The sequence below is a fragment of the Microcoleus sp. AT3-D2 genome (assembly GCF_036705715.1).
Lineage (GTDB): Bacteria > Cyanobacteriota > Cyanobacteriia > Cyanobacteriales > Microcoleaceae > Microcoleus.
On record NZ_JAUBVE010000001.1, the window covers coordinates 242,409 to 267,617 of the forward strand.

At 45.5% G+C, this 25,209-nt stretch carries 22 protein-coding genes, 1 tRNA gene and 1 pseudogene; 6 read left to right on the plus strand and 18 right to left on the minus strand.

Annotated features, from left to right (window positions below; all coding sequences use genetic code 11):
* Nucleotides 1-3 precede the first annotated feature (3 nt).
* The 7 genes from QUB44_RS00875 to QUB44_RS00905 form a co-directional block, all read right to left on the minus strand.
* Nucleotides 4-2,829, minus strand: coding sequence for an adenylate/guanylate cyclase domain-containing protein (locus QUB44_RS00875; RefSeq protein ID WP_333361936.1), 2,826 nt, complete (start codon nucleotides 2,827-2,829; stop codon nucleotides 4-6).
* A 57-nt stretch (nucleotides 2,830-2,886) separates the two neighbouring features.
* A complete protein-coding gene (locus tag QUB44_RS00880; protein ID WP_333361939.1) occupies nucleotides 2,887-4,443 on the minus strand; it encodes a PAS domain-containing sensor histidine kinase in 1,557 nt (518 codons plus the stop codon).
* A complete protein-coding gene (locus QUB44_RS00885) occupies nucleotides 4,440-4,976 on the minus strand; it encodes a Rab family GTPase (RefSeq protein ID WP_333361942.1) in 537 nt (178 codons plus the stop codon). The genes QUB44_RS00880 and QUB44_RS00885 overlap by 4 nt, the downstream gene beginning before the upstream one ends.
* 2 nt (nucleotides 4,977-4,978) lie before the next feature.
* On the minus strand, nucleotides 4,979-7,678 hold the full coding sequence (locus QUB44_RS00890; protein ID WP_333361944.1) for an OmpA family protein: 2,700 nt from the start codon (nucleotides 7,676-7,678) through the stop codon (nucleotides 4,979-4,981).
* Between the two features lie 6 nt (nucleotides 7,679-7,684).
* Nucleotides 7,685-8,293 (minus strand): hypothetical protein, encoded by a 609-nt coding sequence (locus tag QUB44_RS00895; RefSeq protein ID WP_333165013.1) that lies wholly within the window; start codon nucleotides 8,291-8,293, stop codon nucleotides 7,685-7,687.
* Nucleotides 8,294-8,463: 170 nt separating this feature from the next.
* On the minus strand, nucleotides 8,464-8,595 hold the full coding sequence (locus tag QUB44_RS00900; protein WP_333361947.1) for a hypothetical protein: 132 nt from the start codon (nucleotides 8,593-8,595) through the stop codon (nucleotides 8,464-8,466).
* A 413-nt stretch (nucleotides 8,596-9,008) separates the two neighbouring features.
* Nucleotides 9,009-9,995 (minus strand): ferritin-like protein, encoded by a 987-nt coding sequence (locus QUB44_RS00905; protein WP_333361950.1) that lies wholly within the window; start codon nucleotides 9,993-9,995, stop codon nucleotides 9,009-9,011.
* 901 nt (nucleotides 9,996-10,896) lie between these two features.
* Here QUB44_RS00905 and alaS point away from each other — a divergent pair.
* Nucleotides 10,897-13,548 (plus strand): alanine--tRNA ligase, encoded by a 2,652-nt coding sequence (alaS, locus tag QUB44_RS00910; RefSeq protein WP_333361953.1) that lies wholly within the window; start codon nucleotides 10,897-10,899, stop codon nucleotides 13,546-13,548.
* 211 nt (nucleotides 13,549-13,759) lie between these two features.
* On the opposite strand, the gene moeB is transcribed toward alaS, so the two are convergent.
* The 9 genes from moeB to QUB44_RS00955 form a co-directional block, all read right to left on the minus strand.
* Nucleotides 13,760-14,932, minus strand: a complete 1,173-nt coding sequence (gene moeB / locus QUB44_RS00915; RefSeq protein ID WP_333361955.1) for a molybdopterin-synthase adenylyltransferase MoeB — start codon at nucleotides 14,930-14,932, stop codon at nucleotides 13,760-13,762.
* A gap of 79 nt (nucleotides 14,933-15,011) precedes the next feature.
* Entirely contained in the window at nucleotides 15,012-15,491 is a 480-nt protein-coding gene (locus tag QUB44_RS00920) for a M67 family metallopeptidase (RefSeq protein ID WP_333361958.1), read from the minus strand.
* Nucleotides 15,492-15,808: 317 nt separating this feature from the next.
* Nucleotides 15,809-16,036 carry a ferredoxin family protein gene (locus QUB44_RS00925; RefSeq protein WP_333054336.1) on the minus strand — a complete coding sequence of 76 codons (228 nt, stop codon included), beginning with the start codon at nucleotides 16,034-16,036 and terminating at the stop codon, nucleotides 15,809-15,811.
* A gap of 143 nt (nucleotides 16,037-16,179) precedes the next feature.
* The gene (locus QUB44_RS00930; protein ID WP_333165036.1) at nucleotides 16,180-17,415 is read right to left on the minus strand and encodes an ATP phosphoribosyltransferase regulatory subunit; all 1,236 of its coding nucleotides are present in this window, start codon (nucleotides 17,413-17,415) and stop codon (nucleotides 16,180-16,182) included.
* A gap of 220 nt (nucleotides 17,416-17,635) precedes the next feature.
* Entirely contained in the window at nucleotides 17,636-17,827 is a 192-nt protein-coding gene (locus QUB44_RS00935) for a hypothetical protein (protein WP_333361960.1), read from the minus strand.
* Nucleotides 17,828-17,865: 38 nt separating this feature from the next.
* A complete protein-coding gene (locus QUB44_RS00940) occupies nucleotides 17,866-18,774 on the minus strand; it encodes a tetratricopeptide repeat protein (RefSeq protein WP_333361963.1) in 909 nt (302 codons plus the stop codon).
* A gap of 101 nt (nucleotides 18,775-18,875) precedes the next feature.
* Nucleotides 18,876-19,691, minus strand: coding sequence for an inositol monophosphatase family protein (locus QUB44_RS00945; protein ID WP_333361966.1), 816 nt, complete (start codon nucleotides 19,689-19,691; stop codon nucleotides 18,876-18,878).
* Between the two features lie 287 nt (nucleotides 19,692-19,978).
* Nucleotides 19,979-20,494: a thermonuclease family protein gene (locus tag QUB44_RS00950; protein ID WP_333361969.1), complete on the minus strand. Its 516-nt coding sequence runs from the start codon at nucleotides 20,492-20,494 to the stop codon at nucleotides 19,979-19,981.
* A gap of 34 nt (nucleotides 20,495-20,528) precedes the next feature.
* Nucleotides 20,529-20,897: a 2Fe-2S iron-sulfur cluster-binding protein gene (locus QUB44_RS00955; protein ID WP_172186552.1), complete on the minus strand. Its 369-nt coding sequence runs from the start codon at nucleotides 20,895-20,897 to the stop codon at nucleotides 20,529-20,531.
* Between the two features lie 213 nt (nucleotides 20,898-21,110).
* Here QUB44_RS00955 and QUB44_RS00960 point away from each other — a divergent pair.
* Nucleotides 21,111-21,195: transfer RNA gene (locus QUB44_RS00960), tRNA-Ser, on the plus strand.
* Nucleotides 21,196-21,397: 202 nt separating this feature from the next.
* On the opposite strand, the gene QUB44_RS00965 is transcribed toward QUB44_RS00960, so the two are convergent.
* Nucleotides 21,398-21,595, minus strand: coding sequence for a hypothetical protein (locus QUB44_RS00965; protein ID WP_333361972.1), 198 nt, complete (start codon nucleotides 21,593-21,595; stop codon nucleotides 21,398-21,400).
* Between the two features lie 13 nt (nucleotides 21,596-21,608).
* Nucleotides 21,609-22,418 (minus strand): pentapeptide repeat-containing protein, encoded by an 810-nt coding sequence (locus QUB44_RS00970; protein ID WP_333361975.1) that lies wholly within the window; start codon nucleotides 22,416-22,418, stop codon nucleotides 21,609-21,611.
* A 71-nt stretch (nucleotides 22,419-22,489) separates the two neighbouring features.
* Between QUB44_RS00970 and QUB44_RS00975 the strand changes: the two genes are divergently transcribed.
* The 4 genes and pseudogenes from QUB44_RS00975 to QUB44_RS00990 form a co-directional block, all read left to right on the plus strand.
* Complete coding sequence (locus QUB44_RS00975) at nucleotides 22,490-23,425, plus strand: phosphodiester glycosidase family protein (protein ID WP_333361978.1); 936 nt, start codon at nucleotides 22,490-22,492, stop codon at nucleotides 23,423-23,425.
* 259 nt (nucleotides 23,426-23,684) lie between these two features.
* On the plus strand, nucleotides 23,685-24,341 hold the full coding sequence (locus QUB44_RS00980) for a HEAT repeat domain-containing protein (protein WP_333361981.1): 657 nt from the start codon (nucleotides 23,685-23,687) through the stop codon (nucleotides 24,339-24,341).
* An 18-nt stretch (nucleotides 24,342-24,359) separates the two neighbouring features.
* Nucleotides 24,360-24,512: pseudogene (locus tag QUB44_RS00985) on the plus strand (hypothetical protein); the annotation flags it as partial.
* Between the two features lie 60 nt (nucleotides 24,513-24,572).
* Nucleotides 24,573-25,209 (plus strand): ribbon-helix-helix protein, CopG family (locus tag QUB44_RS00990; protein ID WP_333361984.1); only part of this gene is annotated, 637 nt, incomplete at its 3' end.

Here is a 25,209-nt window from a genome sequence, read left to right on the forward strand (position 1 = left end):
CTTTTAGTCATCAGCCATCTGGCTGATGACTGATGAGCTGCCTGATTTTCGGCCAAGGAGGATATAAGTTTTCATTACACCTTTGCCTTTAACTTCAATCATTTCTCGCTCCTGAAACAAATATTTATTTTCCAAAAACTTATAAGTAGTTTCGCTCACTTGAATCCGCCAAGGTAAACCCTGAGATTCCATGCGGGAAGCAATATTTACCGTGTCGCCCCATAAATCATAAATAAACTTCTTTATACCAATTACTCCGGCAACAACCGGGCCGCTGTGAATGCCGATGCGAATGCTAAAATATTTATTATTGTTAGCATTAAATCTGGCTATTTCGGCTTGCATATCTAGGGCAATTTGGGCGATCGCCTCTGCGTGGTCTGCCCTGGGTTCAGGCAGTCCTCCAACCGCCATGTATGCGTCGCCGATGGTCTTGATTTTCTCTAACCCATGCCGTTCGCACAAAAGGTCAAATCCTGAAAAAATCTTATTTAGGAGATCCACAAGCTCGATCGGATTCATGACTGCAGACAAAGCAGTAAACCCCACAATGTCAGCGAACAAAACAGTCACTTCTGGAAAGTATTCGGCAATAGTAGTTTCGTTTTGCTTGAGGCGTTCTGCTATTGCCTTGGGCAAGATATTTAACAGCAGCTTTTCTGATTTTTCTTGTTCTTCCCGCAGGGCATCTTCTGCTTGCTTGCGTTCGGTAATGTCGTGATAACTCCAGACTCTGCCTATAATTTTATCTCCCAGCCGCTGCGGTTCCGAATAGCGTTCAAAAAATCTGCCGTCTTGAAATTCTAACAAATCGTAACTTTCGGCTTCGGGCTGCTCGTCAAGCGATTCTATTCTCTCTTGAAATGCTTGAGGATCTTTGAGCTGGTTCAGGACAAAGGCGATCGTTGCGGCGTTATCTCGCAGTGCCATCACTTCATTAGGTATGCCCCACATTTCCACAAATTCTCGATTGAAAGTGACTATTTTTCCGCTCCTGTCAGTAGCTAAAATACCATCAGCAGTAGAATCAAAAGTTGCTTGCAGCAGGGACACAGATTTTGCCAGGGCGTCTTCTGTCATTTTTCGAGCAGTAATGTCTCGCAAAATAGCGCGAATCGCTACTAGCGAACCATCCGCAAACTTACAGCTTAGGCTGCCTTCCAACAAAATTTGTTCGTGATATTTAGTGATAAATATTACTTCAATCGATTCTGGATACAAGGTATTTTCATTTACCGTTTTTTGGGTAAAAGCTTGATACAATATATCCAGACACTCTGAGGAACTGTTCGGATGAATGATATCAAAAATAGTCATTTGAGCAATTTCTGCTTCGGTGTAGCCCAGAGTTTCCCGCCAAGCCCGATTTACATACAAAAAATGACCGTCCGCTCCTATACTTTGAATTAAGTCAGTAGCATTTTCAAATAAGTCTCGCAGTTGTTCTTCGCTTTCCCGCAAAGCTATTTCCGCTTGCTTGCGCTTGATAAATTGACCGATTTGGCTGCCGATTGTCGCCATTGTCTGGAGCAATTCTTCATCAAAACACTGCACTTCGCGGCTGAAAAAAGTCATCACCCCCAACACATATCTTGCAGAATTTTCCTGCTCGTAGTCGCCCAAAATTGGGAAACCAAAAGCTCCGTGCAGTCCTTCTTCGGCAGCAAGTTCTCGGCGCAGACAACTGTCGCTTTTTGTGACATCGGCAATCCACTGAGAGGAACCGCTGGCCCAAACGAAACCGGGTAATCCTTCGCCAAACGCACAAGTCATTTGTTCGGTAAATTCGGCAAATTTGGGGAGAGAAACTGAGCGTTTTGTCCAACTGGCGACGCAGCGAAGCAAATTGGGATCGGAAACCGCAGTTATTCTCTTAGTTTCTGACAACAGTTTTTCCCCAGCTTCTGGCATCCAAAGTTCGGCGGTATCCCATCCCAAGCTGTCGCAAATTACGGGGAGAATTGCTGTTAGAGCTTTTTTGATTGTTTCGGATGCCGACAGGATGCGAGTGGTGACGTACTGAGCTATTTTTCGCTTGCGGGCTCGCTGTCTGTCTGTAACGTCGCGGCCGATGTACACGAAATCTTGGACGGCGGCCGAAGATGCAGAAATCCCTTGAATTTCACTCGGAATCGCCGTACAGGAAAAGGAAACTGTTAGCTTTTCTCCGGTTTTTGCCGTGCAAATTACCTCGGTATTAGTTGGAGATAGTGGAGACTGCTCTCGGCTGACTGTTTGCAAAGATGCGCCAACAGCAGCAAGAGTGTCTATTTGCTGGCCTACTAATTCTGATTCGCTGTAACCGAACAAATCTTGAGCCGCTTGATTGACTTTTTTAATCTTTCCCGAGGCTGTTGTTACCAACAAAACTTCGGCCATTGAAGTAATAATTTTTTCAACATAATTATTAGTAGCCGCTAAGGTACTCAATAAAATCTCCATTTCATTGGTAGCTTGCACTAGAGTTTGCTCTAAAGCCATCCTGTCGCTTACGTCTTGAAAAAATATAATTAATCTCTGATAATTCTCGTCATTGGTGAACTCCACGATATACATATCAAAATAAAGCCGCGAACCGTTTCCTAATAGCCGCGTAATCGCTTTTAATTCAAAATTTGGCAACCGTTTTTCAAAAATATCGATTAAAATTTCTTCAGTTCCCACTAATTCTGGAAAGGGAATGCGGACATCGTTGCCGACGAATACTTCGTCGGGACAGTCGGCAAATCGCTGCACTTGCAGAGAGATTTCTTGGATTAAAAAGTTTTTATCCAGTGCTAGGTACTCCAAGTGGTGGGGAACTAACAGTTTTTTTAACAAGGTTTTCATGTGAGATTTTTAGTATTGAAGGCGCCCTCTGGCTCAAATTATCTAAAATCAATCTATTTATCTCTGTTTCTCAAATGGAATTCTGACTATAAAGGTAGTGCCTAGCCCTATCTCGCTGGAAAATTCGATTTGACCTCCGTGCAAATCTACACACTGCTTGACTATGGATAAACCCAGTCCTGTACCGGGTATTTTTCCGACATTTTTGGCTCGATAATAAGATTCAAACAGTTGTTCTTGGTCTTCTAGAGGAATGCCAATGCCTGCGTCTTTAATTTTAAATGTAGCTTCTTCATTATTCTGACAATTTAATTCAAAATAAATATGGCTGTCGAGGGGCGAATATTTGACAGCATTTGACAGCAAATTTGTCAAGATGTGCCGCAGCAATTTTGGATCTAATGCGGGCAACTGTTGCGTTTCCTGCGACTTGTTATCATTTTTTTGCGCGGGCGTAACTAATTCTTGATAAATAAAGTTAATTGTATGATTTTTTCCATAACTAATTTTAATTGATTCTACTAACTCACTGCAAAAGTTTTTTAAGTCAACTGGTGCAGGATAGAATTCGAGTTTTCCTGCTTCGGCGCTGCTGAGCAACCGCACGTCATCTAATAGCTGAGCCATCTGTTGAGATGCTGATTTAACGTGTTGCAGGTATTGTTGTTTTTCCGCGTGGGTGATTTCGTCGCCGTAGTCTTGGAGAATTTTAGTAGCAAATAATACTGTACTTAAAGGATTGCCGAATTCGTGAGCGATCATCGAGAAAAAACGAGATTTTACCTGTCTGAGTTCTTGCTCTTTTGCCAAAGAACGGCGAATTTCTATTTCTTTTTGTTTGCGTTCTGTGATATCCCTGCCTATATAAATGAAATCGTAAAGTCCCTCTAATTCTGTCTGAATTGCCGAACAAGAAAATTCTACCCAAATTTCTTCTCCTGCTTTAGTAGTGCAGACTATTTCTAGTTCTCTACGCAGCTCTTTATGAGACAAAATATAGCGGTGGCGAGCTTGGTAAATTAATGTTTCTTCGACTAATATTAAAGACAGGGGGTTGCCGATCAATTCAGCTTCACTATACCCAAATAACCATTGGGCTGATTGATTGATTGTTTTGATAGTTCCTAATGTTGTTGTTACCAATAAAGCATCGCCCATCGAACGAATAACTTTATCTATATAATCTTTAGAAGCCGCTAAGGCGCTAACCAAAAGATTAGCTTCATTCGCGCTCTGAATCAACGATTGCTTCATCACCATCTTTTCGGTGGTATCTTCAATCAAAATTAGCAATTTACTCGGCACATCTTCTTGTTCTTCTTCATATTTGATAGCCAACATATCAAAGTATAAAGGGCGGTTCGGGTCGGCAAACCGAGCGATACCTTTGACTTCAAAACCTGGCAGCCGTCCCATAATGATAGACATGAGGATATTTTCAATGCCAATCAGTTCGGGAAAACTCAGGCGAGCATCTACACCTGGTATAGCCTCGCCCGGAGTATCGGCATAATGCTGCAGTTCGGCGGAGGTTTCCTGAATGATGAAATGGTGATTTACTAGAAAATACTGTGTTTGTCGCGGGCCTAATAGCTTTCTTAACAGGAGGTTCATACTTGTTCTACCATTGTGTAAGCTAGTTTGTAGAAAATTTCGTCAACGTCTTTGCCTGTTTTAGCAGATGTTGTGTAAACTCCTATTACTTTGTCTTGACTTATCGAATGGGACATTTCCACTAGCAGCGCCAATTTTTCCTCGTCAATCAAGTCTACTTTGTTCAAAGCGACGATAATTGACCCTTTAGGATTGACTGAAGAAAAAAGCTGAATGTGTTCGGAGATTCGCTCAACTGTTTCGGAGCGGCTGACATCGGCAACGATTAAAACGCCGCTAGCTCCCTGCAAGTAAGTCGGTGCTATTCCTTTGAATTTTGTATGCCCTTCTAAGTCCCAAATCAGCAACTGTGCAGTCAAGTTTTCCCGCTGTTTTAGACCTTCTAATTCTAGGTTTTTGCGAGAAATCTTCACTCCCACAGTGGAGAGGTACTGGTCGCTGAATTGCCGATCGACAAAACGACGGATCAGGCTGGTTTTACCCACGCCAAAATCGCCGATCATACACATTTTTTTAGATATAGTAACTGACATAATTATTTACTGTTTATGGTCTTAGTTAGTGGTTCAAATACCACGCATCTGCTTAAAAGTCGTGGTTGATTGGGTTCCACGTCGGCAGGAGGATGGGGGATGCCAACCGTTTGGAGGCGCTTTGGGTCAGCACCCTGCAGCACTAAAGCATCTCGCACTGCTGCGGCACGCCTGAGCGACAACTGTTGATTTGTAGCAATTTCCCCAGTTCTATCGCTGTGCCCAATTATCTTAATCTGTTTTTGAGGATATTGATCCATAAAATTTTTGACACTGGCGATCATTTCTCCGTATGTTGAGTCTAATGTTGCCGTTCCTTGCTGGAAGTAGATGCGGGTTGTAATTTTCAGCGGATCTAATTTAACCGTACTGATGACCGACTGAACACCGGGAATTTGCTTCAGGGACTGAGCTATTTTCTGTGCATCTGCACCGTCTCTAACTGTACCCTCTACAGTCACTTTGCGATCGCCATACCGACTAGAAATAGAAACGCCCTCCCTCTGGTTCAAAACAGCGGTAATCCGCTGCACCTCAGCCGCCGTCAAAACTGGATCTGGGGGGACATCTACAGCTATAATTCTATTATCTAATTGCAATTTCGGTGCAGTTGATGCGGCTATTTTTGCAGCTTGTTCCCGCAATCCTTGATTTGGCAACTTTCCGGTTAGCTTTAAAGTTTGGCCATCTACTGCAACATCTAAGCGGTAAACTGCTAATTCGGGAGTCGAGGCTAAAGCTGCGATGGCATTTGCTTCGAGGCGACGCTCAACGCTGCTGCGATACTGATAAATTCCCCAAGGTACTAAGATTAAGCTCAAGGCGACTAAACTGATAGCCGCTAGGGCGATCGGGGGTTTTGTTGATTTTTCCCTTTGCAGCGGGTCGAATAAACTTTTTATGTACGGGTGCAGGGAATCAGGTATAGTACCGGGATCGCCGTTAAACTCGTGAATTACTTGAGCATAATTAAGGATGAGATTACTAACGGTTTGTCGTAGTTTTTGGATGAACAAGTGGGGAGGTTCTCCTTTAATCACGACGGCCATGTAGCAATAACCCGCTACTTCTAGCAGAATTTTTGAGTCGCCGTATTCAATTTGATTGAGTTCGGAAGATTCTCCCGGCTGCACGATGCACTCGTTAACAAAGCTGCGAATAGCTGTGAGCATTCCTGCGACCATTTCTGATTCTAACTGGTAGCTTTCTGAGTTTTGAAATTCGGAAATTATCAAGCCTGATGCTTTGTGAATTAAGAATGCTGCTTGGATGGTAAAGGGTACTGATTCTTTGAGGATTAATTCGGCTTCGGAGACTCCTTGTACTTTGGAGCGAATTTTGCGCTGAACTCCTTCGACGCTGAGAGCCTTTGACACTTTTTCATTGATTGTCTTGATAGCTTCTGCCATGTATCTGGAAATAGTATTGCCAATTACGGGATAGAGGGCATCAACCATTGCGTCGCGTTCGAGTTCAATTTGGGCTGTAATCGCTTTGCCCATTTCCGGGGCGAGGGCTTGAGCGATCGACTCTTGGTCGAGGCGAATTTGCTCTTTAATTGCCAGACCAATTTCTGGGGCGATCGCCTTAGCAATATCCGCTGGCGAATTCACTATTTGTTGAGCAAGTGCGTCGGGAAGCAGCTCAGCTATTGCCGCACTCATTGCCGACTTGTTTTCGACAGTTTTTGCCCTAATCACTTCGTCAATAATGGGCCCGATCGCGTTGACAACTTCTTCTCTGGAATCGGCAATTTTGCGGCTGAGAATTTCTGCGATCCAAGGCAGCATCAACTCAATCAACTCTTGGGGCTCGTAGATTTGGTGCTCCAATTTTCCTAATTTATCGTCGATTGTTGCCATCAGGTGGCGCACCCCCGGCAAATCGTTTTCTGCCAGCAGACTTTTCACTTGCTCTATATCTGATATTTGCGAGCCAAACATCAGATTTTGCAGCCTTTCCATTGCGCTGTCGGCTTCATTTAAATCCTGTTTAATTTGCCCTAATATTTCTGTCGGCTGTTCTCGTAAGTTGGGAATTTCTAGATCCGAAGCCACCGCAGCATCTAAATATCCAGTTTCTGGTGGCTCTGAGACTGTGGAAACTATGGGATTATCGGGAATTTCCGAGGGTTTTGACTCGGTTTCGGGAGCGGAAACATCCTGTAAATGCCGATCGAGCCCGTGGGATTTTTGAGCCTGTACTTCCTGTAGAGAATCTTTTATTGTCAAGTTAGACAATTCTTCGACAGGCTTTGATTCCTCCTCCAAATCCGGCTGGGCGATCGCTGAAACATCTATAGTTTTAGCTGATGAATAGTCTTTTTCCAGTTCTGAAGTGTTGAGTTTTTGAGTAGCGAACAGCAAACTTTTGAACTTATCTTTAACATCCCAGGAATCGCCAGACTCTGGTTTGCGATCGCCAGTTTCGGGTACACTCGCTGCAGCTTCCTCTGGCGCTTGCTCAGAAATACCTAACAAATCCATCAACCCGCCGAGATCCCCAGCTTGATTTTTTTCGTCGCTGCTGTCACCTTCGGGATCTGCATTTTGCTGGTTGGAACCAGCAATAATTTTGAGATCGAGTAACAGATTCAGCAAGGGTTCTAGCTGGGTTGCTGCATCGGCAGCAGACTCGTCAGGTTGAGAAACAAAACCCTCTAACTCATTTTCGTCAGCCGGATTTTCTTTCGGTAAAGCCATGCGTTATTATCCGTTATGGTGGCGCTCCGGCAACAGAAATTCGGTATTTAACTTATTATCCGCAACGCCTTTAAGTTCGGGTACAAATTCTGTTCCTTTGAGCCTCATGCCGAGTTCAAACAGAATTTCTGCCATGTCGTCTCTAGAAACTTTAACATCTCTGAGCATAGAAAAGCGACGATCGAGCTCTTCAAAAACTTGTGTTTTCAAAGTGCGGCTTTCTTCAGATAGTCGATCTCTGGTTTTGGATAGTTCGTCGCGAAGGGAACTGGTTTGATTGTCTATCGCCTCGTCGAGGGCTTCCACGCTGCTGGAGAATTTGCGGTTAATGCGATCGACTTGCTGTCGGATATCGGCGCTTTCTTCTTGGCTGTTTGAGGTGAGCGATTTAACTTTCTTCTCTAACGAATCAACTGCCACCTTTATTTCTGAAGACAGAACTGTTTTCACTTGTTCGATGCGAGTTTGCATATCTTGCTGCATCATCGACAAGTCGGAATCTATTTTATCGAAGCGATTATCGTATTCTCTAAGCTGCGCTCCAAAAATAATATCGCGAATCTGGTCGATATTTCCCAGCCGTTCGCGCATTTCTTCTTTAGTTATTTCGGCCATGCTTGTACCTAGAATCTCCCGAGATTGTGAGTTTAAGAACTATGCTAGTGATTTACTACCGTTGTTGGTGGCACTAGCTTTTTTGAGTGGGGGGGCTTTTATTTTTTGAACTCTCACCCCTGCGTCGGGGATGGGATTTTTTAGAGTTTTGACTCTAAATATCCTGAGATTCAAATTTTTGAGCCTGGTCTTGCCACCAAAAATGGCGATTTGCTATCCTTGGCTTGCAGCAAGCTCATAGAAGCGTAGATTTTGCTGCTATACAGCACAGCGGGGTAGGTTTTAATGTCTTGTACTGACATATTCAATCATATCGCATCTTGGCAGTGCCTCATACCACAGCGCTTGAGCCGTGGCAAAAAGCAGGCGGGCGCGATCGCACACGTCCAATTATATATAATATATAAATAAAAAGCTGCACAGATCGCTCGCCGATCGGGTCCGAGGGATGTTGCGTTTGAGCGGAAAGCACTTATACAGCCGAATTCGGCCCCTCTCTCCCCCTCGAATCCTCTTCTCTTGCGATCGCCCTATAGAACCCATTTCATATCTTTTCTTGACCAATCAGGCTCGCAAGTAAGCCGTCTGGTATAACTCAATAACCTATTGCGGAATTAAAAAGATGAGTTTACTTGAAAGTGAAAAGATTATAGGAGGAGTGCGATTGCCAGTTATTTGCAGTGATAACTGGCAATCTCATAACAAAGCGACGACCTTAAGCGGAGAGCAGAAAATCAGGCCCGTAAGTCTTGCCACTGCCATCCGGTAAAGGAGTTTGCAAGAGTTTAGTAACTATACCTTTCAGGTAAAACATTTTACCGATGCCAGTGTTAAACTCATTGACATCTCCTTTAACCCAAGCGCTTTGAAGATGATGGAGAACTGATTTGAAAATTGTGTTAAAATCTTTCAAATGACCCAGCACTTCTGGAGAGGGATTCGGCCAGCCACCGCTCGGAACTTCTCCCATTGGATATGTATCTGGAAAATCGATCGCTTGGCCTGTATAGTCCCACTTACCATCTACTTGAATCAATGTGCGCTCATAATAAACTTCAGCAAATTTATAATAATGAGCGAGTTCTCCTCCGAAGTCCACAGCTTCTGGCGAATTCCCAGTACCTTCGCCTTGTTCTTTAATTTCTAGAATCGCTTTTTCGACATCAGCAATGGTTTTAATCTCGTATAATTGATTAGGGCCAATATCACCAGACATCTGATTTTTGCCGCTCATGGGTGGGTTTATTTGCTGAAAAGCATTAAGAATTGCATCGTAAAAAGCGCCAATGCTCGGATAAGCTTTTCCTAAATATAATCCGGTTGGTGCTAACTCTGGAGCTTCGATTTCCATGCAAACTTTGCTCAAGTAGTCTTTGCTTAAGCCTGCCAAATATACCTTTAATTGGGGGCGAACACCTCCGGGTAAAGAACCTGGATATGTTGGCAAAACCGTACTAATTTCTGGTGTTCCACCAATTGTCGTGAGCATATTGCAGACCAATCCCATGTGCAGCATTTCTTCAATCAGGATGGTGCGAATCACGGTGGAAGCAGTTGAGCTGGGGTCTTTAATTGACCACCAAGCGCATAGGTAAACAGGAATTGTTGCTAGCTCTAATTCAATGGCTGCGTTTAAGCTATTTTTAAGCCAGTCTAGATTTCGTTTATGATTGGGGACTTGGATTAGTTCAACAATTTTCATGCTCATGGGATTCTTATTTTTAGTTAGATACTCCTGAACCGCCAATTCGTTTTCGGTTCTACAATTTTGTTAGTTACTAAGTAAGTCGGCGCTATAAAACACAACTATGTCAACGATTGTAAAGTATCCAAATTCCACTCTAGCAGCACTCATTAGCCCTGTTTACATACTGTTACATAGTTCTGTTTAATCCTGCCTACCTACTTATCTCCACAAAACAATGCGCCCAAATTCATGCTTGGCTGGTGCGACCATCATTATACAATATTTGTTAATGGTAAAATATAAATAATTGTATAGAACTGAGATATTGCAGCATTCTCAAGAAGCAACCAGAACCCTTGATTTTCCGTTAATAAAATCGCCAAAAACCTAGCTTTTATCGGCTTAATGATATTGGTGCAATATCTCAAATGGGTTCTATAAAAATTCATAGGGCCCGATCGACAGCGACCAGACCCAATAATATGAGAACTTTGTTTTTTCTAACAAACGAGATGTGTTTCCGGTTGAGAACTTTTACTTACTAGGGTTTACAACTTGTGCAGCTTTACTTTTAATCCGCAACGACAACTAAGTCTGACTCGACTGCGGTTTGGCTTGACTGCTCGATCGGCAGTTCGCCACTATTTCAAGTTGTGTTCGGTTAATTTCTGCTGCGCCTGGGAATCTAGACCGGAGACACCATGTCTATATCCTCGAATTTTCTTTCTAAATATAGCGACCTCCTTTCTCTTTCTGTCCCGGTGTCTATTATTAAGTTAGCATGAGCTTTCCCAGCAGTAAAGCACTATTTGCAAAACTTGATAGGTCTTTACATTACTAAGTATAATGATATAAATATCCACATAGATGTAAGTTCTATTGCTGCTACATCTTTACATACTTAACTGTTTTTGTCATGTCTATTTCTCCTAAGTTTCTCAGTGGCAGCCAAATCCGCCAAACATTCCTCGACTTTTATGCCCAGCGGGGACATAAAATCTTGCCGAGTGCTTCTTTGGTGCCCGAAGATCCGACGGTGTTGCTGACGATCGCCGGAATGCTACAATTCAAGCCGATATTTCTCGGACAGCGCGCCGCCGAATCACCGCGCGCCACGACTTCTCAAAAGTGCATCCGCACCAACGACATCGAAAACGTCGGCCGCACCGCCCGCCACCACACGTTTTTTGAAATGTTGGGTAATTTCAGTTTCGGGGATTATTTCAAGAAACAGGCGATCGCCTGGGCGTGGGAACTTTCCACGGAAGTTTTCGGTTTACCAGCATCCAATTTGGTTGTTAGCGTTTTCCGAGAAGATGACGAAGCTTTTGCGATTTGGCGCGATGAAATTGGCATTCCGGGCGATCGGATTCAGCGCATGGGAGAAGATGACAATTTCTGGCAATCCGGCCCGACTGGCCCCTGCGGCCCGTGTTCGGAGATTTACTATGATTTCCACCCAGAGAGAGGCGACAAGATTGACCTCGAAGATGATAGCAGGTTTATTGAATTCTACAACCTGGTTTTCATGCAGTACAATAAAGATGCAGAGGGCAATTTAACACCGCTGCAAAATCAAAATATTGATACTGGCTTGGGACTGGAACGGATGGCGCAAATCCTCCAGAAAGTCCCCAATAATTACGAAACAGATTTGATTTTTCCGATCATTCAATCGGCGGCGGAAATTGCCGGGATTGATTACCACAATAGCGATGAAAAAGTCAAGGTTTCGCTGAAAGTAATTGGCGATCACATTCGGGCTGTGGTGCACATGATTGCGGACGAAATTCGCGCGTCGAATGTTGGTCGGGGTTACATTTTGCGCCGATTGATTCGCCGGGTGGTGCGCCACGGGCGGCTGATTGGAATTCAGGGCGAATTTACGGTGCGGGTGGCTGAAAGTGCGATCGCCCTTTCGGAAGCTGCTTATCCGAACGTGCGGCTGCGGGAAGCTCAAATTAAGGCGGAATTGGCAAGGGAAGAGGCGCAGTTTCTCAAGACTTTGGAACGCGGAGAGAAGCTGCTGGAGGAAATTGTCGATCGCACAAAACAGCAAACCAACCAACAAATCAGCGGTCAAGATGCTTTCACTCTTTACGATACCTACGGTTTCCCCTTAGAACTGACTCAAGAAATTGCTGAGGAACAGGGAATAACTGTGGATTTGGACGGCTTTGAAGCGGCGATGAAGGAACAGCAAACTCGCGCTAAAGATGCTCGCCAAACAATCGATTTGACGGTGCAGGGTTCTTTGGATAAGTTGGCTGAAACTATCCAGGGAACTGAGTTTGTCGGTTATGCTGAATTGTCGAGTTTAGCTGAGGTGGAAGTTATCTTGGTTGACGGCAAATCTGTGGAGGAAGCAGCCGCAGGCACTGAGGTACAAGTTGTTTTGAACCAAACGCCGTTTTATGCTGAATCCGGCGGACAAATTGGGGATAAAGGTTATTTGAAAAGCGGAGATAATGGTGATGGTTTGTTAGTAAGAGTTGATGATGTGAAGAAGGAATCGGATTTCTTCGTGCATTTCGGCTTGGTGGAACGGGGAACCCTGAGAGTTGGCGATAGGATTACTGCGAAAATTGACAATAGCGGTCGCCGCCGAATTCAGGCTAACCACACAGCAACTCACTTATTACAATCAGCTTTGCGAAAAATTGTGGACGATTCGATTTCGCAAGCTGGTTCGCTGGTATCGTCTGAGAGATTGCGGTTTGATTTCAATTCTCCGCGCGCTGTCACAGCAGAAGAGTTGCAGAAAATTGAGGATTTAGTTAATAGTTGGATTGCTGAGGCCCACGCTGCGGTCGTTGCAGAAATGCCGATCGCCCAAGCGAGAGAAAAAGGCGCGACAGCGATGTTTGGCGAGAAGTACGGCGATGTGGTGCGGGTTATCGATTTTCCCGGCGTTTCGATGGAATTGTGCGGCGGCACTCACGTCAGCAATACCGCAGAAATCGGGCTGTTTAAGATTGTTTCCGAAGCGGGGGTAGCGGCGGGAACTCGCAGGATTGAAGCGGTTTCCGGTCAAGCTGTTTTGGACTATTTGAATGTGCGCGATAAGGTGGTGCGTGATTTGGGTGATCGATTTAAGGCGAAGCCTGAAGAATTGCCGAACCGGATTACTAATTTGCAGAATGAGTTGAAGGATACTCAGAAACATTTGGCTGCTGTGAAGTCGGAATTGGCGATCGCGAAATCCGACCAGTTGCTGAGTGCGGCTGAGGCGATCGGCGAATTCAAAATCATTGTAGCTCAATTGGGAGATGTGGATACAGAAGCGCTGAAAACTGCGGCGGAAAGATTGCAGCAAAAGTTAGGAAATGCTGCGGTTGTTTTGGCATCAATTCCTGAACCGGATAAGGTAAGTTTGGTGGCAGCTTTTAGTCCAGAAGTCAATAAGAAAGGATTGCAAGCTGGCAAGTTTATCGGGGGAATTGCTCAAATTTGCGGCGGAAAAGGCGGCGGGCGACCAAATTTGGCGCAGGCTGGGGGACGCGATGCAAGTAAGTTGCAGGAAGCGTTGGAAAGTGCTCGGAGTTTGTTAGTTGAAGGGCTGGGTTAATCGGCCTTTTGTATTGGGACACGGCATTGCCGTGTCCTGCTTCGCTACTGAAAATCAAATTCCCCTTTTTTAAGGGGAATTTTGAGGGTTCTCGACTCGGCTGTGAACTAGAGATACAAAAGTTTTTCAGCGTAAGTTGACACTAATGACCACAGTCTACTTGCTTGTAGATCGTGATATTAGCTAAACCCGCGCCCGAAAAAGATTGAGCTTAATATTGAGGTACAGACGGGTCTACTTCTTCACTCCAAGCAGTAATTCCGCCCTTAACATTAATCCCCTCAATTCCAGCTTCCTTCAAAATCCCCAAAGCCTTCGCAGAACGCCCGCCCATTTTGCAGTGTGCAATCAAGCGGTGGCCGTTCAACAATTCCTTGACCTTAGCGACACCTGCGCCGTGTTCGATATCCGGCAAAGGAACTAAAACCGACCCAGGAATTTGACAAATTTGATACTCATTGGGATTGCGAACATCCAACAATACAAAATCCTTCGCACCGCTGTCGATTAACTCCTTAAGTTCCGTGACAGTCATCTCAGGAATTTGCGTTTGCTGACTTGCTTCCTGCGCTTTAGCTTGAGGAATGCCGCAGAATTGTTCGTAATCGATTAACTTTTCAATTACCGGACGCACTGGATTAGGCCGCAGTTTCAATTGCCGGAACGTCATATCTAAGGCATTGTAAAGCAACAGTCTGCCGCTCAAAGTTGTCCCTTGACCCAAGATAATCTTGATAGCTTCCGTTGCTTGGATAGAACCTACAACTCCGCACAAAACGCCTAAAACGCCGCCTTCTGCACAAGAAGGAACCATGCCGGGAGGCGGGGGTTCCGGGTACAAATCGCGGTAATTCGGGCCGCCTTCGTAGTTGAAAACTGTTGCTTGGCCTTCAAATCGGAAGATGGAACCGTAGACGTTGGGCTTGTTTAAAAGCACGCAAACGTCGTTCATCAAATAGCGAGTCGGGAAGTTGTCCGTACCGTCGATAATGATATCGTAAGGAGTGGCAATGTCGATCGCATTTTCGGAACTAACGCGAGTTTCGTACAAATCAACTTGACAAAAAGGATTAATTTCTAAAATCCGATTTTTAGCCGACTCAATCTTCGGTTTCCCAACCCAAGAAGTGCCATGAATTACTTGCCGCTGCAAATTGGAATGGTCTACAACATCAAAGTCTACAATCCCAATGCGGCCAACACCGGCGGCTGCTAAATACAGCAGCAGCGGCGAACCGAGGCCTCCCGTACCGATACAGAGCACGCTGGCAGCTTTGAGACGCTTTTGCCCATCCAACCCAACTTCTGGCAGGATGAGGTGGCGAGAGTAGCGTTCGTATTCTTGTTTGTTGAGCTGGATCTCGTCCAGATTAGGATTTAGCATGATATTGTGTGTAGCGCAGATTTTGAATTACATCCTATCTGAATCTTTCGCATTTTTACGTGTTTGTTATTTTTACTAATTATTTCTTAATCTCAGTCGGTTCCAGTGCGAGAATTTCCTCTGCTTGAAAGTTCCCCTCTCCGTCAAGATTCCAACTGCGGAGGTCTTCCGAACAGCCTTGTCGGACGGACACAATGATATAAGAGTATTCGGCCCACGCCAATGTCCGATCGCACTCTGAGGGCACTGCGGGACAATCCGTGTGAGAATGATATATACCGATAATATCCAGACTGCGATCGCGCCCATGTTTCATCGCCCGCAACATATCTTCGGGCTTAATAGCATATCTGCGTCGTTCTGTCAATCCTTTTTCTTCCGGCCAATTCTCCTGGGCCTGTGCACTCCAAGCATTTTCAGTCGGCCAAACTTCCACTAAAGTTTTAACATCGCCAGTAACTCGACCGAGCAACAAACCGCAGCATTCTTCAGGATAAGCGCTTTCGGCGTGGGTGCGGATGGATAAAATGTGAGAGTCGGAAAGTGCGATCGGCTGCATAAGATTTTAGTGTAGATTTTTTTGTAAAGTGCGATCGGGCTTTTTTTTAAACGAACCGCGAAGACGCAAAGGATACGTTCGGCGAAGCCGTTCCCGAAGGGTAGGAAGACAAGAGAAGGGAAGAGAAAGAACTCACAAAAGTAACAACATAATTAATTACCTCACTTACAAATCTAAACGTTAGATTTTTCCAATATTTCTCACTCCTTTTCTCTGCGCCCTCTGCGTCCTCTGCGGTTCACACAAAAAGTGAATGTAGGGTGCGGGCCGCGCACCTTACCCCTTAGTTAATGTAGCTATCTAGCCCTCAATTTCAATCAAGTCGGAGTTTGCTGCAATTCCGGCCGTTCGTCTGGAACGATCGCACCTTCGACAGGACACACCTGCAAACAAATACCGCAGTCAATACAGGTATCAAAATCAATCCAAAACCAATCAGTACCCTTGACATTTTTGCCGGGGCCGGGGTGAATACAAGCAACCGGACAAGCGCCGACGCAATCAGCAATTCCCTCGCAAATATTCGTAACAATAGTGTGTGCCATAGTGTTCTCTCAAAAGATTTTAGGTAGATAGGGAATTAGCAATTAGCAATTGGCAAAACTTCTATCAATCAGCAGGATACATAATATCATATCGGGTGATTTTTAACCAATTACCAACTACTAATTACCAATGACCAATTAGCCTAATTTACCGTTTCAATTGTTGGCAATCCTTCGGCATTTACCCAAGCAATTTGAGCAATTCGTCGATCGCGCGCGTATTCCCGTGCCGACTCTGCTGTCTCCCGACTCTCCAAATCTATTTCCACCCGAACTAGGTGAGTAGAGTCTCGGAGTTTGCGAGCGTAAGCAAACGCGGCGGCACTAGCTTCAGGAGTTTGAGCCACAACCAACCAGTCGCTAGCAGGCGTCTGGCTGGGCAATTGCCCCTCTGTCAGCAACACTTGGTGCAATTCTTCAATATTCAGACAAAACCCGATGCCGGGGGAATTTTGCCCTTGCGGATCAAACAGTCCCAACAGTTGGTCGTAACGTCCCCCTTGTCCTAGAACTCGCTGTCCAGTCTTACTGCTGCTGACAACTTCAAACACAATTCCAGTGTAATAGTCAAATGTTTGAATTAAACTCAAATCGAGGTGAATGTGGGATTTGAGATTGGGAATTTTTGATTGGCATTGGTGCAGCAATTCGATCGCAGATTTGAGATTATTTAACGCCGCTTGCTGCGGCAAATCTAAATCCAGCTTGGCAACAATTGGCAACACCTCTTCCGGGCGACCGCGCAAGTCAAATAATAGCAGAGCTCTTTCTCGCAATTCCGTTGACAGCGGCAAAGTTTCCAAGGCAATTCGATCGAGATTGGCGATCGCCCCCCGAACTTTTTGGCGCACATTTGGCGGAAACGGTTCTAGCAATGTTGCAGTCAGGCCCGCTTCTCCCAAAACCAAATGCCACTCATCAATTTCCAAGCTCTGCAAGCACTCAGACAGCAGCAGCAGCACTTCCGCATCCGCAACCGCCCCCCCCGCGCCGAGGAGCTCTACGCCAGCTTGATAGAACTCCTGTTGCCCGCCTGAGCCAGTATCTGGGCCTTTGCGGAACACGTTAGCGTTGTAGTAGAGGCGCTGAGGCTGCCAGCGAGTCCCGGCCATCCGCATTGCAGCCGCGCGGGCGATCGATGCTGTCAATTCCGGCCGCAAACCAAGTTCTCCATCCTCGGCGTCTTGCAATTGAATTAAGGTCGATCGGTCGATCGCGCCCCCAGCCATCAATGTCTCCAGCCTTTCTAGAGTAGAGGTAATAATCCGGTGATAGCCCCAGCGGTGAAAAACCTGCTGCAAGCGCCGTTCGATCGAAATTTTTTGAGCAACGTCAAGGGGCAATAAATCTCTTGCACCCGATGGGGGTTGGTGAACCATATCAATTTTAGATTTTAGACTTTAGATTTTAGATGGGGCTTAAAAGCTTAGCTTTATGGACGGTGTTAAAGTCTAACCAGGCCAGCTTAACATTCGACTTTAACAAATTAAGGTGTCATATTAATTTTAGATTTGAGATTTTAGATTGGGCTTAGAAGCTTAGCTTTAGGGGACGGTGTTAAAGTCGAAGAAGGCAAGCTTAACATTCGACTTTAACAAATTAAGGCGTCATATCGTTTTCGTTTGCATCGCAATTATCATTTTCCCCGTCAGTGCGATCGTCCCGTTCTTTCTGGAGAATCCGCGATCGCGGGACGATCGCACTGACGGTATAATTCCGACTGCGATCGCGGGTGCTCTCACCAAGTCTTGATTGTTTTGCTCGATCACACTCCACTGCTGAGCCTTTCACCCGTTTCTAAATATTCAAGACTCACAACTCACAACTTCTCACTTCTTCTTCCCGCCAAACAAACTTGCAAAAAATCCTGGTTTCTCGTCACCTTTTTTGGCTTTTGCGGAAGCTTGTTCCAGCTTTTTCTTGACCTCCAAAGCCGTCGGTTCTTCAGGATTTGATGCCAAAGCTTTGTTCATCTCAAGTTTAGCCATTGTGGCTTGATTTTGTTCAAGGTAACACATTGCTAACATAGCGTGAGCCTTGCTGTGTTTTGGAGCGCCCTTCAGGGCTTCCCTCAACTCCAAACTTGCTTTAGCGTAATTTTTGCTGTCCATAAATCCTTGAGCTCGGCGGCAATAGGCTTCGATCCGGGGGTCGTCTTTGGGCGGAGTTGCGGTTGGAGTTGGGGTTGGGGTTGGGGGTGGGGGTGGGGGTGGGGTTGCATCTTTTATGGGTGAAGCAGGTGTAACCGCACCACCGCCAAGGCGCTCTTTTCGCAGCAGGTAAACCATGTTAAGTTCGCTAATTTGATCGATCGCCTCTTGCGTTTCCTTAACTGATTCGTACTGCTTGAGAGCGAGTTTGCTAACTGCTGTTTTGTAAGCTTCTTCCCAATTTTGAGCGGTAGCTAACTGTTTGGCTGCTTCGCTTTCGATTTGCATTTTCGCCTGTTCTTTAACGACGCGCTTGCCGATGGCTGCTAATAGCAGGCTGTATTCTTTGCGATCGCTTTCCTTGGAAAATTTGTTGTAAGCCGGATTGACTACTTTTGACAAAAATTGGTTGGCCCAATCTTTATCTGCTTGGTTTTCAAAAGAGCAAGTATCCGAATGCAACCGGCGGGCGATTTTCATGTAGCGCTTGCGGATGTCGTTAAACTCGGCGTCTAAGGGAATTCCCAAAATTGCGTGCTGATCTGTAAAGTCGTACTTGAACAGCCCTTTTGTCATTTCAAAAGACATAACTTTTACTCTTCCTTTCCTGGCTTTTCACTATTCTTTAATGTAGCTTGAGTCAAGGGGTTGTGACCCCCGTACTACCCCCGATCTATTGCTGGGGGGCGCTACTTCCAAGAAGATAAGGGAGGAACGGCTAGCAGTGCGCCACTGAGTTCGGCGTGTATTTTGCCGTTTGTGGCCAAAATCCGACCCGAGTTCATCTCAAAGGCACTGCCGTCATAAGCTGTAATTTGACCTCCGGCTTCGGAGACGATGAGTACACCGGCTGCTACGTCCCAAGGGGCGAGTCCCCGTTCCCAGTATCCGTCCGATCGCCCCATCGCGAGGTGTGCGAGGTCTAGGGATGCGGAACCGCTGCGCCGCACGCCTTGGGTGAGGTGGGTGAGGTGACAGAATTCGGCATAGTTATTGTCTGCTGTTTCGCGCCGATCGTATGCAAAGCCAGTGACTAGCAAGCTGGTTCTCAATTCTGAGATTTGGGAAACTTCGATCGGCGAACGGTTGCAGGTTGCTCCCAATCCTTTGCCTGCCCGAAATAATTCGTTATGAAAAGGGTCGTAAATTACTCCAATTTGTGGTATGCCGTCGATTAAAAGTCCGATCGACACGGCCCAAAAAGGATATTGGTGAGCATAATTGGTTGTGCCGTCCAAAGGGTCGATCGCCCACAGGTATTTGCTGCTAGCATCCCCTAATTTGCCGGATTCTTCGGCGAGGATGGCGTGGTCGGGTACGTGGCGGCCCAGAATTTCTAAGATGACGACTTCTGAGGCTTTGTCGGCTTCTGTGACTAAATCGCCCGATCGCCCTTTTTCTTGAATTTTTTCTAGTTTTCCGCAGAAAGATTTCAGGACGGAACCGGCGGCTAGGGCTGCTTCGGTGGCTATTTCTAAGAAGTTTTGCAGTTGATTGTCAGTCATTTGTTAGTTGTCAGTTGTTAGTTGTCAGTTGTCAGTTGTCAGTTGTTAGTTGTTAGTTGTTAGTTGTTAGATCGTGTTTTGTGAATCTCCCACAATCAAACAGGTTCGTAGTAAGGACTGAAGTCATTATTTTCGTAGATTTTAGAGCTGAGGACTTCACTCCTCACTACAAACCTTATGAACGAATAAGCAATCACCAATGACTCCCACAAATAACCAATGCCCAATTCCCAATGCCCAATGCCCAATGCCCAATTCCCAATTCCCAATTCCCAATTCCCAACTGACTATTTCCGATTTTGCTGGCGAAATTCTGCGGGAGTTTGGCGCAAAGCTCGTTCTGGATTCCACAGGCCTTTACCCATAAGTCTCGCCCATTCTTGAGCGTTGATGAGTCGCTGCTGATATTTGGTGTTGGGCGATCGCACTGAGGCCAGGGCATAACCTTCTTTGATTAGCTGTTCGTTGAGCAAAATTTTATCTTGCCACAAATAGGCTAGTTTGCGATCGAACTGGTCTTTCTCTTCGATGTCTGATTCTAACAATACCTGTTTTCCCACAGTTAGCTGTTCTAGTCTTTGTTTGGCTGCTTCTCCCCAAGGCTGCTGTTTTAAATCCGGCGCATCAATACCAATCAGCCTGATTTGTTCTAATAAGGCTATTTTGTCGGCTGTACTGATAACTTCGATTGTTTGGCCGCTGATGGCCCTTTCTACTTTGGCGATCGTACCTTGCGGCATTTCTGGTTTTTGGCAGCTAGCTAGCAACAGACAAAGGGCGATCGCACATAATCGATAAAGCATGGATAATTGGTAGTTGATTATTTATCAAATTCCCTCACTCTTCATCCAACGGCAAACCGGCTTTAACTTTACCTTTGCCGAAGTAGCGACCGAATTGCAGTTCGTACACTTCGTCTTCGTCTTGCGTCTCTACCTCGATGTTGGAACGGGGATAGCTGACGCACAGCAGGGCATAACCCTCTTTTTGCAGTTCCACAGAAAGCCCCATTGCTTCTGGCTGGTGCAGTTCCCCCGACTTGACGCGCACCGCACAGGCGGTACAAGCGCCGTTGCGGCAGGAAAAGGGCAATTCTACTCCTTGGTTTTCGGCGCTTTGCAGGATGTAGCGGTCTTCGGGTACTCGCACAGTGTGGCGATCGCCTGTCTGTCTGTTATGAATTTTAATTGTGTAAGAGTGAGTCATGGAATTTTAGATTTTAGATTTTAGATTTTAGATTGGGGTTTTCGGGGCAAGATCCTTGAAATGAATGGGTTTGCGACACAGGGAGGAGAATCCGGCCTGCCCGTTTGACACCCTACCCACATTAAACAGCAAATTTATGTCGTTACCCCTTCCCAAATCAGATTTGTTCTGCTAAGATAGTTTAGCTGTGGCTAAATGAATTAATTTAGCCCTGGAGAGGTGGCCGAGCGGTTGAAGGCGCACGCCTGGAAAGTGTGTTTAGGGCAACTTAACGAGGGTTCGAATCCCTCCCTCTCCGTTAAATAAGCTGTTCAGGCAAAAAAAACAGCTTGCAACAAAAATCTCTGATATGAGATAAATACTTTGATTAGAGCGATCGCCCTTGAATTCTTTTATAAAAATCAAGGGCGATCACTTTTATATTTTTGAGTGTAAATTAGGGCGATGGCGCCGAGAATAAACGCCCAGATATAATGCCAATAGTAGAAAACCATAGTGACCTACACCAATTGCCAGCGATAGGGTGTATCAGCTAAACTCAGCCTCACCATTTCCTGCGAATCTCCCATACATTCGACAATCTTTTTGAGCAGTTCGCTGTCGCTGGGATTGAAAGTTGCCAGGGCCATTTGCTCTCTCATCGTTTGCAGCAAAGCGTCGCTTTCTGCTGGCTCAATTCCTGTTTGAATATCAGTCAATCGATTTTAGATTTTAGATTTTAGATTTTAGATTGAGGTAATTTATATCGAACTTAGCATCAGCGAGATTTGCCCCTCTGAACGAAGTACCCTCACCATTTCCAATCTCTCGAACAATAGCCGAGAAAGACACAAACGCAAACCAAAGATACAGTAGCGACACCAAACCGAAACACATACCCCAAAACAGTTTGTGAGTGCTAAGAAAAGTGCTCGCCGTTGCACTGAACAAAAAAGCCGCTGCGTAAGTCGCCACACTTCCAGCCGATGCGATCGCCACCTGTGCAAATTGGCTACGAATCCGGGAATTCACAAAAAACATTAACACCCCGCCGATCGACATTCCAGCAAGAGCAGCCTGGGAATTATTATTAGTTGCAGTGCCAGCATAGAAAAATCCCAACAAAGCTCCTGATAGAATAGCAGAAATTGTTCGTGCCAATCTACCCGCTTTGGAGGTTTTTGGCTGTTTGCTGGCGATCGCCGAAGCGAAACCAGCACCGCTCAAAACCCCGTACAGCAACAGAACAAAAGGCCAACTGCGAGAGCCCGGTACTTGTCCTTGAGTTCCCAAAATCAGTCGAGTCAGAACATCGCCCACAACCAAACAAATGGCGATCGCCCCAGCACTCAAAACAGCTATCTGTCGCCGAGAAAGCCCGATTTTCGCACCGAGAAAATTCGCACCCGCTAACTGAGCATTTCTAAAATTGCAGCCTCGAACATCCGCACCGCTGAAATCAGCACCGTTAAGAACTTGTCCTTGGAACGATCGATTTCGTAAAATTTGATTGCTAAAATTATTGAAATCAGAATTGTTCATATTAGTATAGGATACTTGAAAATCTATAAATATGTCAGTGTTCCCGTCCCCTATCTAAAATCTAAAATGGTATGACTTATCGGCCCACTATCAAACAAATTTGGCATATTCTCGGTCTCGGAATATTGCTCGCACCAATACTACTCTACAACATCCCCTACTTTTTGCGTCCCCAACAAACAAACGAAGCCCGATCGCTCTTTCAAGGAATAGCCTACCGCAGGGAATTTCGGACTAATCCGCGTCCCACCCTAATTCACATTGTTAGCATCGATCTAAAAGCGCCGGGAATAGGAATTTTTGTCACTCCCGGAAACCCAACACCCGATTTAACAGAAACCAATGCCCGCACCGCTACTGAATTCCTGAAAGAATTTAAATTGCAATTAGCCGTCAACGGCAATTTTTTTTATCCCTGCATCGAGAAAGCACCTTGGGATTACTATCCCCGCAGTGGCGATCGAGTAAATAATGTCGGACACGCCATTGCCAAAAGCCAAGCTTATTCTCAACCAAATCCAGGCTTTCCCGCCCTTTGTTTTGATGCGAAAAACCGCGCTCAAATAATCGAAAAAGGCACTTGTCCTGCGGGAACAGCCTATGCAGTTGCCGGAGATACTTTGCTGGTAAAAAATGGCAAACCCGTAGCACAAAGTCAGGAAGAACGCAAACAGGATAAGCCATATCCCCGTGCCGTCGCGGCGATCGACAAAACAGGCGACAAGTTGTGGTTAATTCTGGCAGACGGCAAGCAGAGGCTTTACAGTGAAGGGCTGAAATTGAGCGAAATAACTGATATTTTGATGCAGTTAGGAGCCGAGACAGTGCTAAATTTAGATGGTGGCGGGTCGGTAACTTTTGCAGTAGCATCGCCGTCAGGAGCCAAACTGTTGAATGCTCCGATTCAGAATAAAATTCCCATGCAGCAACGTCCAATTTCCAATCATTTGGGGTTTTATGCGCGCAAAAATTACGGTTTTAAATTGCGCTTTTACCTCCAAAAATAGGGGTTAAAAATGATTATATTGTTCACGACGCCCAAGCCGCTGCTTGTAAAAAATCTGCTGTAAAAACCTATTTAAAAAAATAAATTATGCCTCCGCATACTCAAATAAATAGGGTACTGATTGCCTTCATTACTAATACAAAACTTCGCTTAAATACCCACAAAATTTCTTATTCAGCAGTGATTTTTTTGATCTGCCCCAAATCCGGGAATAATTGCTAAAATTGTAAAGAAACGTAACAAAAATTTATAATTGGCTTATGAAAATTAGCGAAATCCAAGCAGCGCTGCAAAGTTCGGATTCTCAAGACAGGCTGCGGGGGGTAACGGCTCTGAGAAAGTGCGATTCTGCGGTGGCGCTGCCGATGTTGCTGAGCAAAGTGGACGATCGCGAGTTTATCGTGCGATCGTGTGTGGCGATGGGATTGCGGCAGATTCAAACTGCGGAAGCTTTTGCGGCGCTGTTAAAAATGATGCAGTTCGATCGCGATCCGAACGTGCGCGCCGAAGCCGCTAACTCTTTGTCAAGGTTCGGAACCGAGGCAATTTCTCATTTAGTCGAAGCTTTTCGCCGCGATGACAATTGGCTCGTTCGGCGCAGCATTATGGCTCCGCTGTACGAAATGCAGTGTCCTGATGCAGTATTTGAAATTTGTGCGATCGGTCTTGGCGGCGAAGATTTACCAGTTCAGGAAGTAGCAATTGACGGATTGGGCCTGCTGGCAAATACCCCGAAGCAAGAACAGGCATTGCAGCAATTATTACCTCTAGTAAGTTCGGATAACTGGGGAATTCGGCTGCGAGTTGCTCGCGCGCTGAGCAAATTTGACAATCCTCAAGCTCGCGCTGCTGTGAGCTATTTGGCAAAAGATCGAGATCATCGGGTTGCAGGTGCGACTTTGGAAGCTTCGCTTTAAAACAACGCCTTACAAGCTCAACTGTGCTATCTGCGGTATCTTGCCGAAAAAACCCCGGGTCAGGAAATGTTCAGGCGGTTCTACGGGGAGGAATGGATCGAAGAATACATTCACGGCTTTTTGTTCAATTGGGAACGCAAGCTGGCACAATTGGTAAGTAACAAGAATTAATTTTAATACAAGCTTCAGCCACTATACTAATAAGTGTAGGTTGGCATGAGGAAAATGCCAATGGTCAAAAAAAATCGCAATGTAGTTAGTTCCAATTCAGAAAGTAAAGTCAAAGTCGGACTTTCGCTGACTTCTTCTAGTGCCGATCGATTGAACGTGATCGCTCGAAAGCTCGGAATATCAAGGTCGGAACTCCTAGAACGCTTGGCACAAGGCGCTCTGGATATTTCTAAGGACAAGACGGAAGTTACTGTCACTTGGAAAAAAGGTGAAGAAACGGAGGTAGAAGCCGCTGACTTGGAAGGGGAAACAGCCGAAGAAAGCGAAATTAAAGACGCTAGAACGGCAGAAACTCAATTGGACTCGGTGAACGTACAGCCAAATCCGCTGCAAGAAAGTTACGAAGCTTTACAGAAGCAGTTGGCTGAACGCGAAAGTTCGATCGAAAGTTTACAGAAGCAATTCGCTACCGAAAAGCAAAATCTCGAAAGCCAATTGCAGGAAACTGTAGCGAAGTCAAGTTACGAAAGTTTACAGAAGCAGTTGGCTGAACGCGAAAGTTTGATCGAATCTTTGCAGCAGCAACTCGCTGAAAAAGACCACCGGGAACACGAGTTTCAGCAACAGCTAGCCGAAAAATCGAGTTCGATCAAATCTTTGCAGCAGCAGCTAGCCGAAAAATCCAGTGCTCTGGAAT

What these genes read in the sequence shown, in the direction of transcription:
- QUB44_RS00875 (WP_333361936.1), bottom strand. Translation starts at nt 2,829, where the DNA reads ATGAAAACCTTGTTAAAAAAACTGTTAGTTCCCCACCACTTGGAGTAC.
- QUB44_RS00880 (WP_333361939.1), bottom strand. Translation starts at nt 4,443, where the DNA reads ATGAACCTCCTGTTAAGAAAGCTATTAGGCCCGCGACAAACACAGTAT.
- QUB44_RS00885 (WP_333361942.1), bottom strand. Translation starts at nt 4,976, where the DNA reads ATGTCAGTTACTATATCTAAAAAAATGTGTATGATCGGCGATTTTGGC.
- QUB44_RS00890 (WP_333361944.1), bottom strand. Translation starts at nt 7,678, where the DNA reads ATGGCTTTACCGAAAGAAAATCCGGCTGACGAAAATGAGTTAGAGGGT.
- QUB44_RS00895 (WP_333165013.1), bottom strand. Translation starts at nt 8,293, where the DNA reads ATGGCCGAAATAACTAAAGAAGAAATGCGCGAACGGCTGGGAAATATC.
- QUB44_RS00900 (WP_333361947.1), bottom strand. Translation starts at nt 8,595, where the DNA reads ATGTCAGTACAAGACATTAAAACCTACCCCGCTGTGCTGTATAGCAGC.
- QUB44_RS00905 (WP_333361950.1), bottom strand. Translation starts at nt 9,995, where the DNA reads ATGAAAATTGTTGAACTAATCCAAGTCCCCAATCATAAACGAAATCTA.
- alaS (WP_333361953.1), top strand. Translation starts at nt 10,897, where the DNA reads ATGTCTATTTCTCCTAAGTTTCTCAGTGGCAGCCAAATCCGCCAAACA.
- moeB (WP_333361955.1), bottom strand. Translation starts at nt 14,932, where the DNA reads ATGCTAAATCCTAATCTGGACGAGATCCAGCTCAACAAACAAGAATAC.
- QUB44_RS00920 (WP_333361958.1), bottom strand. Translation starts at nt 15,491, where the DNA reads ATGCAGCCGATCGCACTTTCCGACTCTCACATTTTATCCATCCGCACC.
- QUB44_RS00925 (WP_333054336.1), bottom strand. Translation starts at nt 16,036, where the DNA reads ATGGCACACACTATTGTTACGAATATTTGCGAGGGAATTGCTGATTGC.
- QUB44_RS00930 (WP_333165036.1), bottom strand. Translation starts at nt 17,415, where the DNA reads ATGGTTCACCAACCCCCATCGGGTGCAAGAGATTTATTGCCCCTTGAC.
- QUB44_RS00940 (WP_333361963.1), bottom strand. Translation starts at nt 18,774, where the DNA reads ATGTCTTTTGAAATGACAAAAGGGCTGTTCAAGTACGACTTTACAGAT.
- QUB44_RS00945 (WP_333361966.1), bottom strand. Translation starts at nt 19,691, where the DNA reads ATGACTGACAATCAACTGCAAAACTTCTTAGAAATAGCCACCGAAGCA.
- QUB44_RS00950 (WP_333361969.1), bottom strand. Translation starts at nt 20,494, where the DNA reads ATGCTTTATCGATTATGTGCGATCGCCCTTTGTCTGTTGCTAGCTAGC.
- QUB44_RS00955 (WP_172186552.1), bottom strand. Translation starts at nt 20,897, where the DNA reads ATGACTCACTCTTACACAATTAAAATTCATAACAGACAGACAGGCGAT.
- QUB44_RS00970 (WP_333361975.1), bottom strand. Translation starts at nt 22,418, where the DNA reads ATGAACAATTCTGATTTCAATAATTTTAGCAATCAAATTTTACGAAAT.
- QUB44_RS00975 (WP_333361978.1), top strand. Translation starts at nt 22,490, where the DNA reads ATGACTTATCGGCCCACTATCAAACAAATTTGGCATATTCTCGGTCTC.
- QUB44_RS00980 (WP_333361981.1), top strand. Translation starts at nt 23,685, where the DNA reads ATGAAAATTAGCGAAATCCAAGCAGCGCTGCAAAGTTCGGATTCTCAA.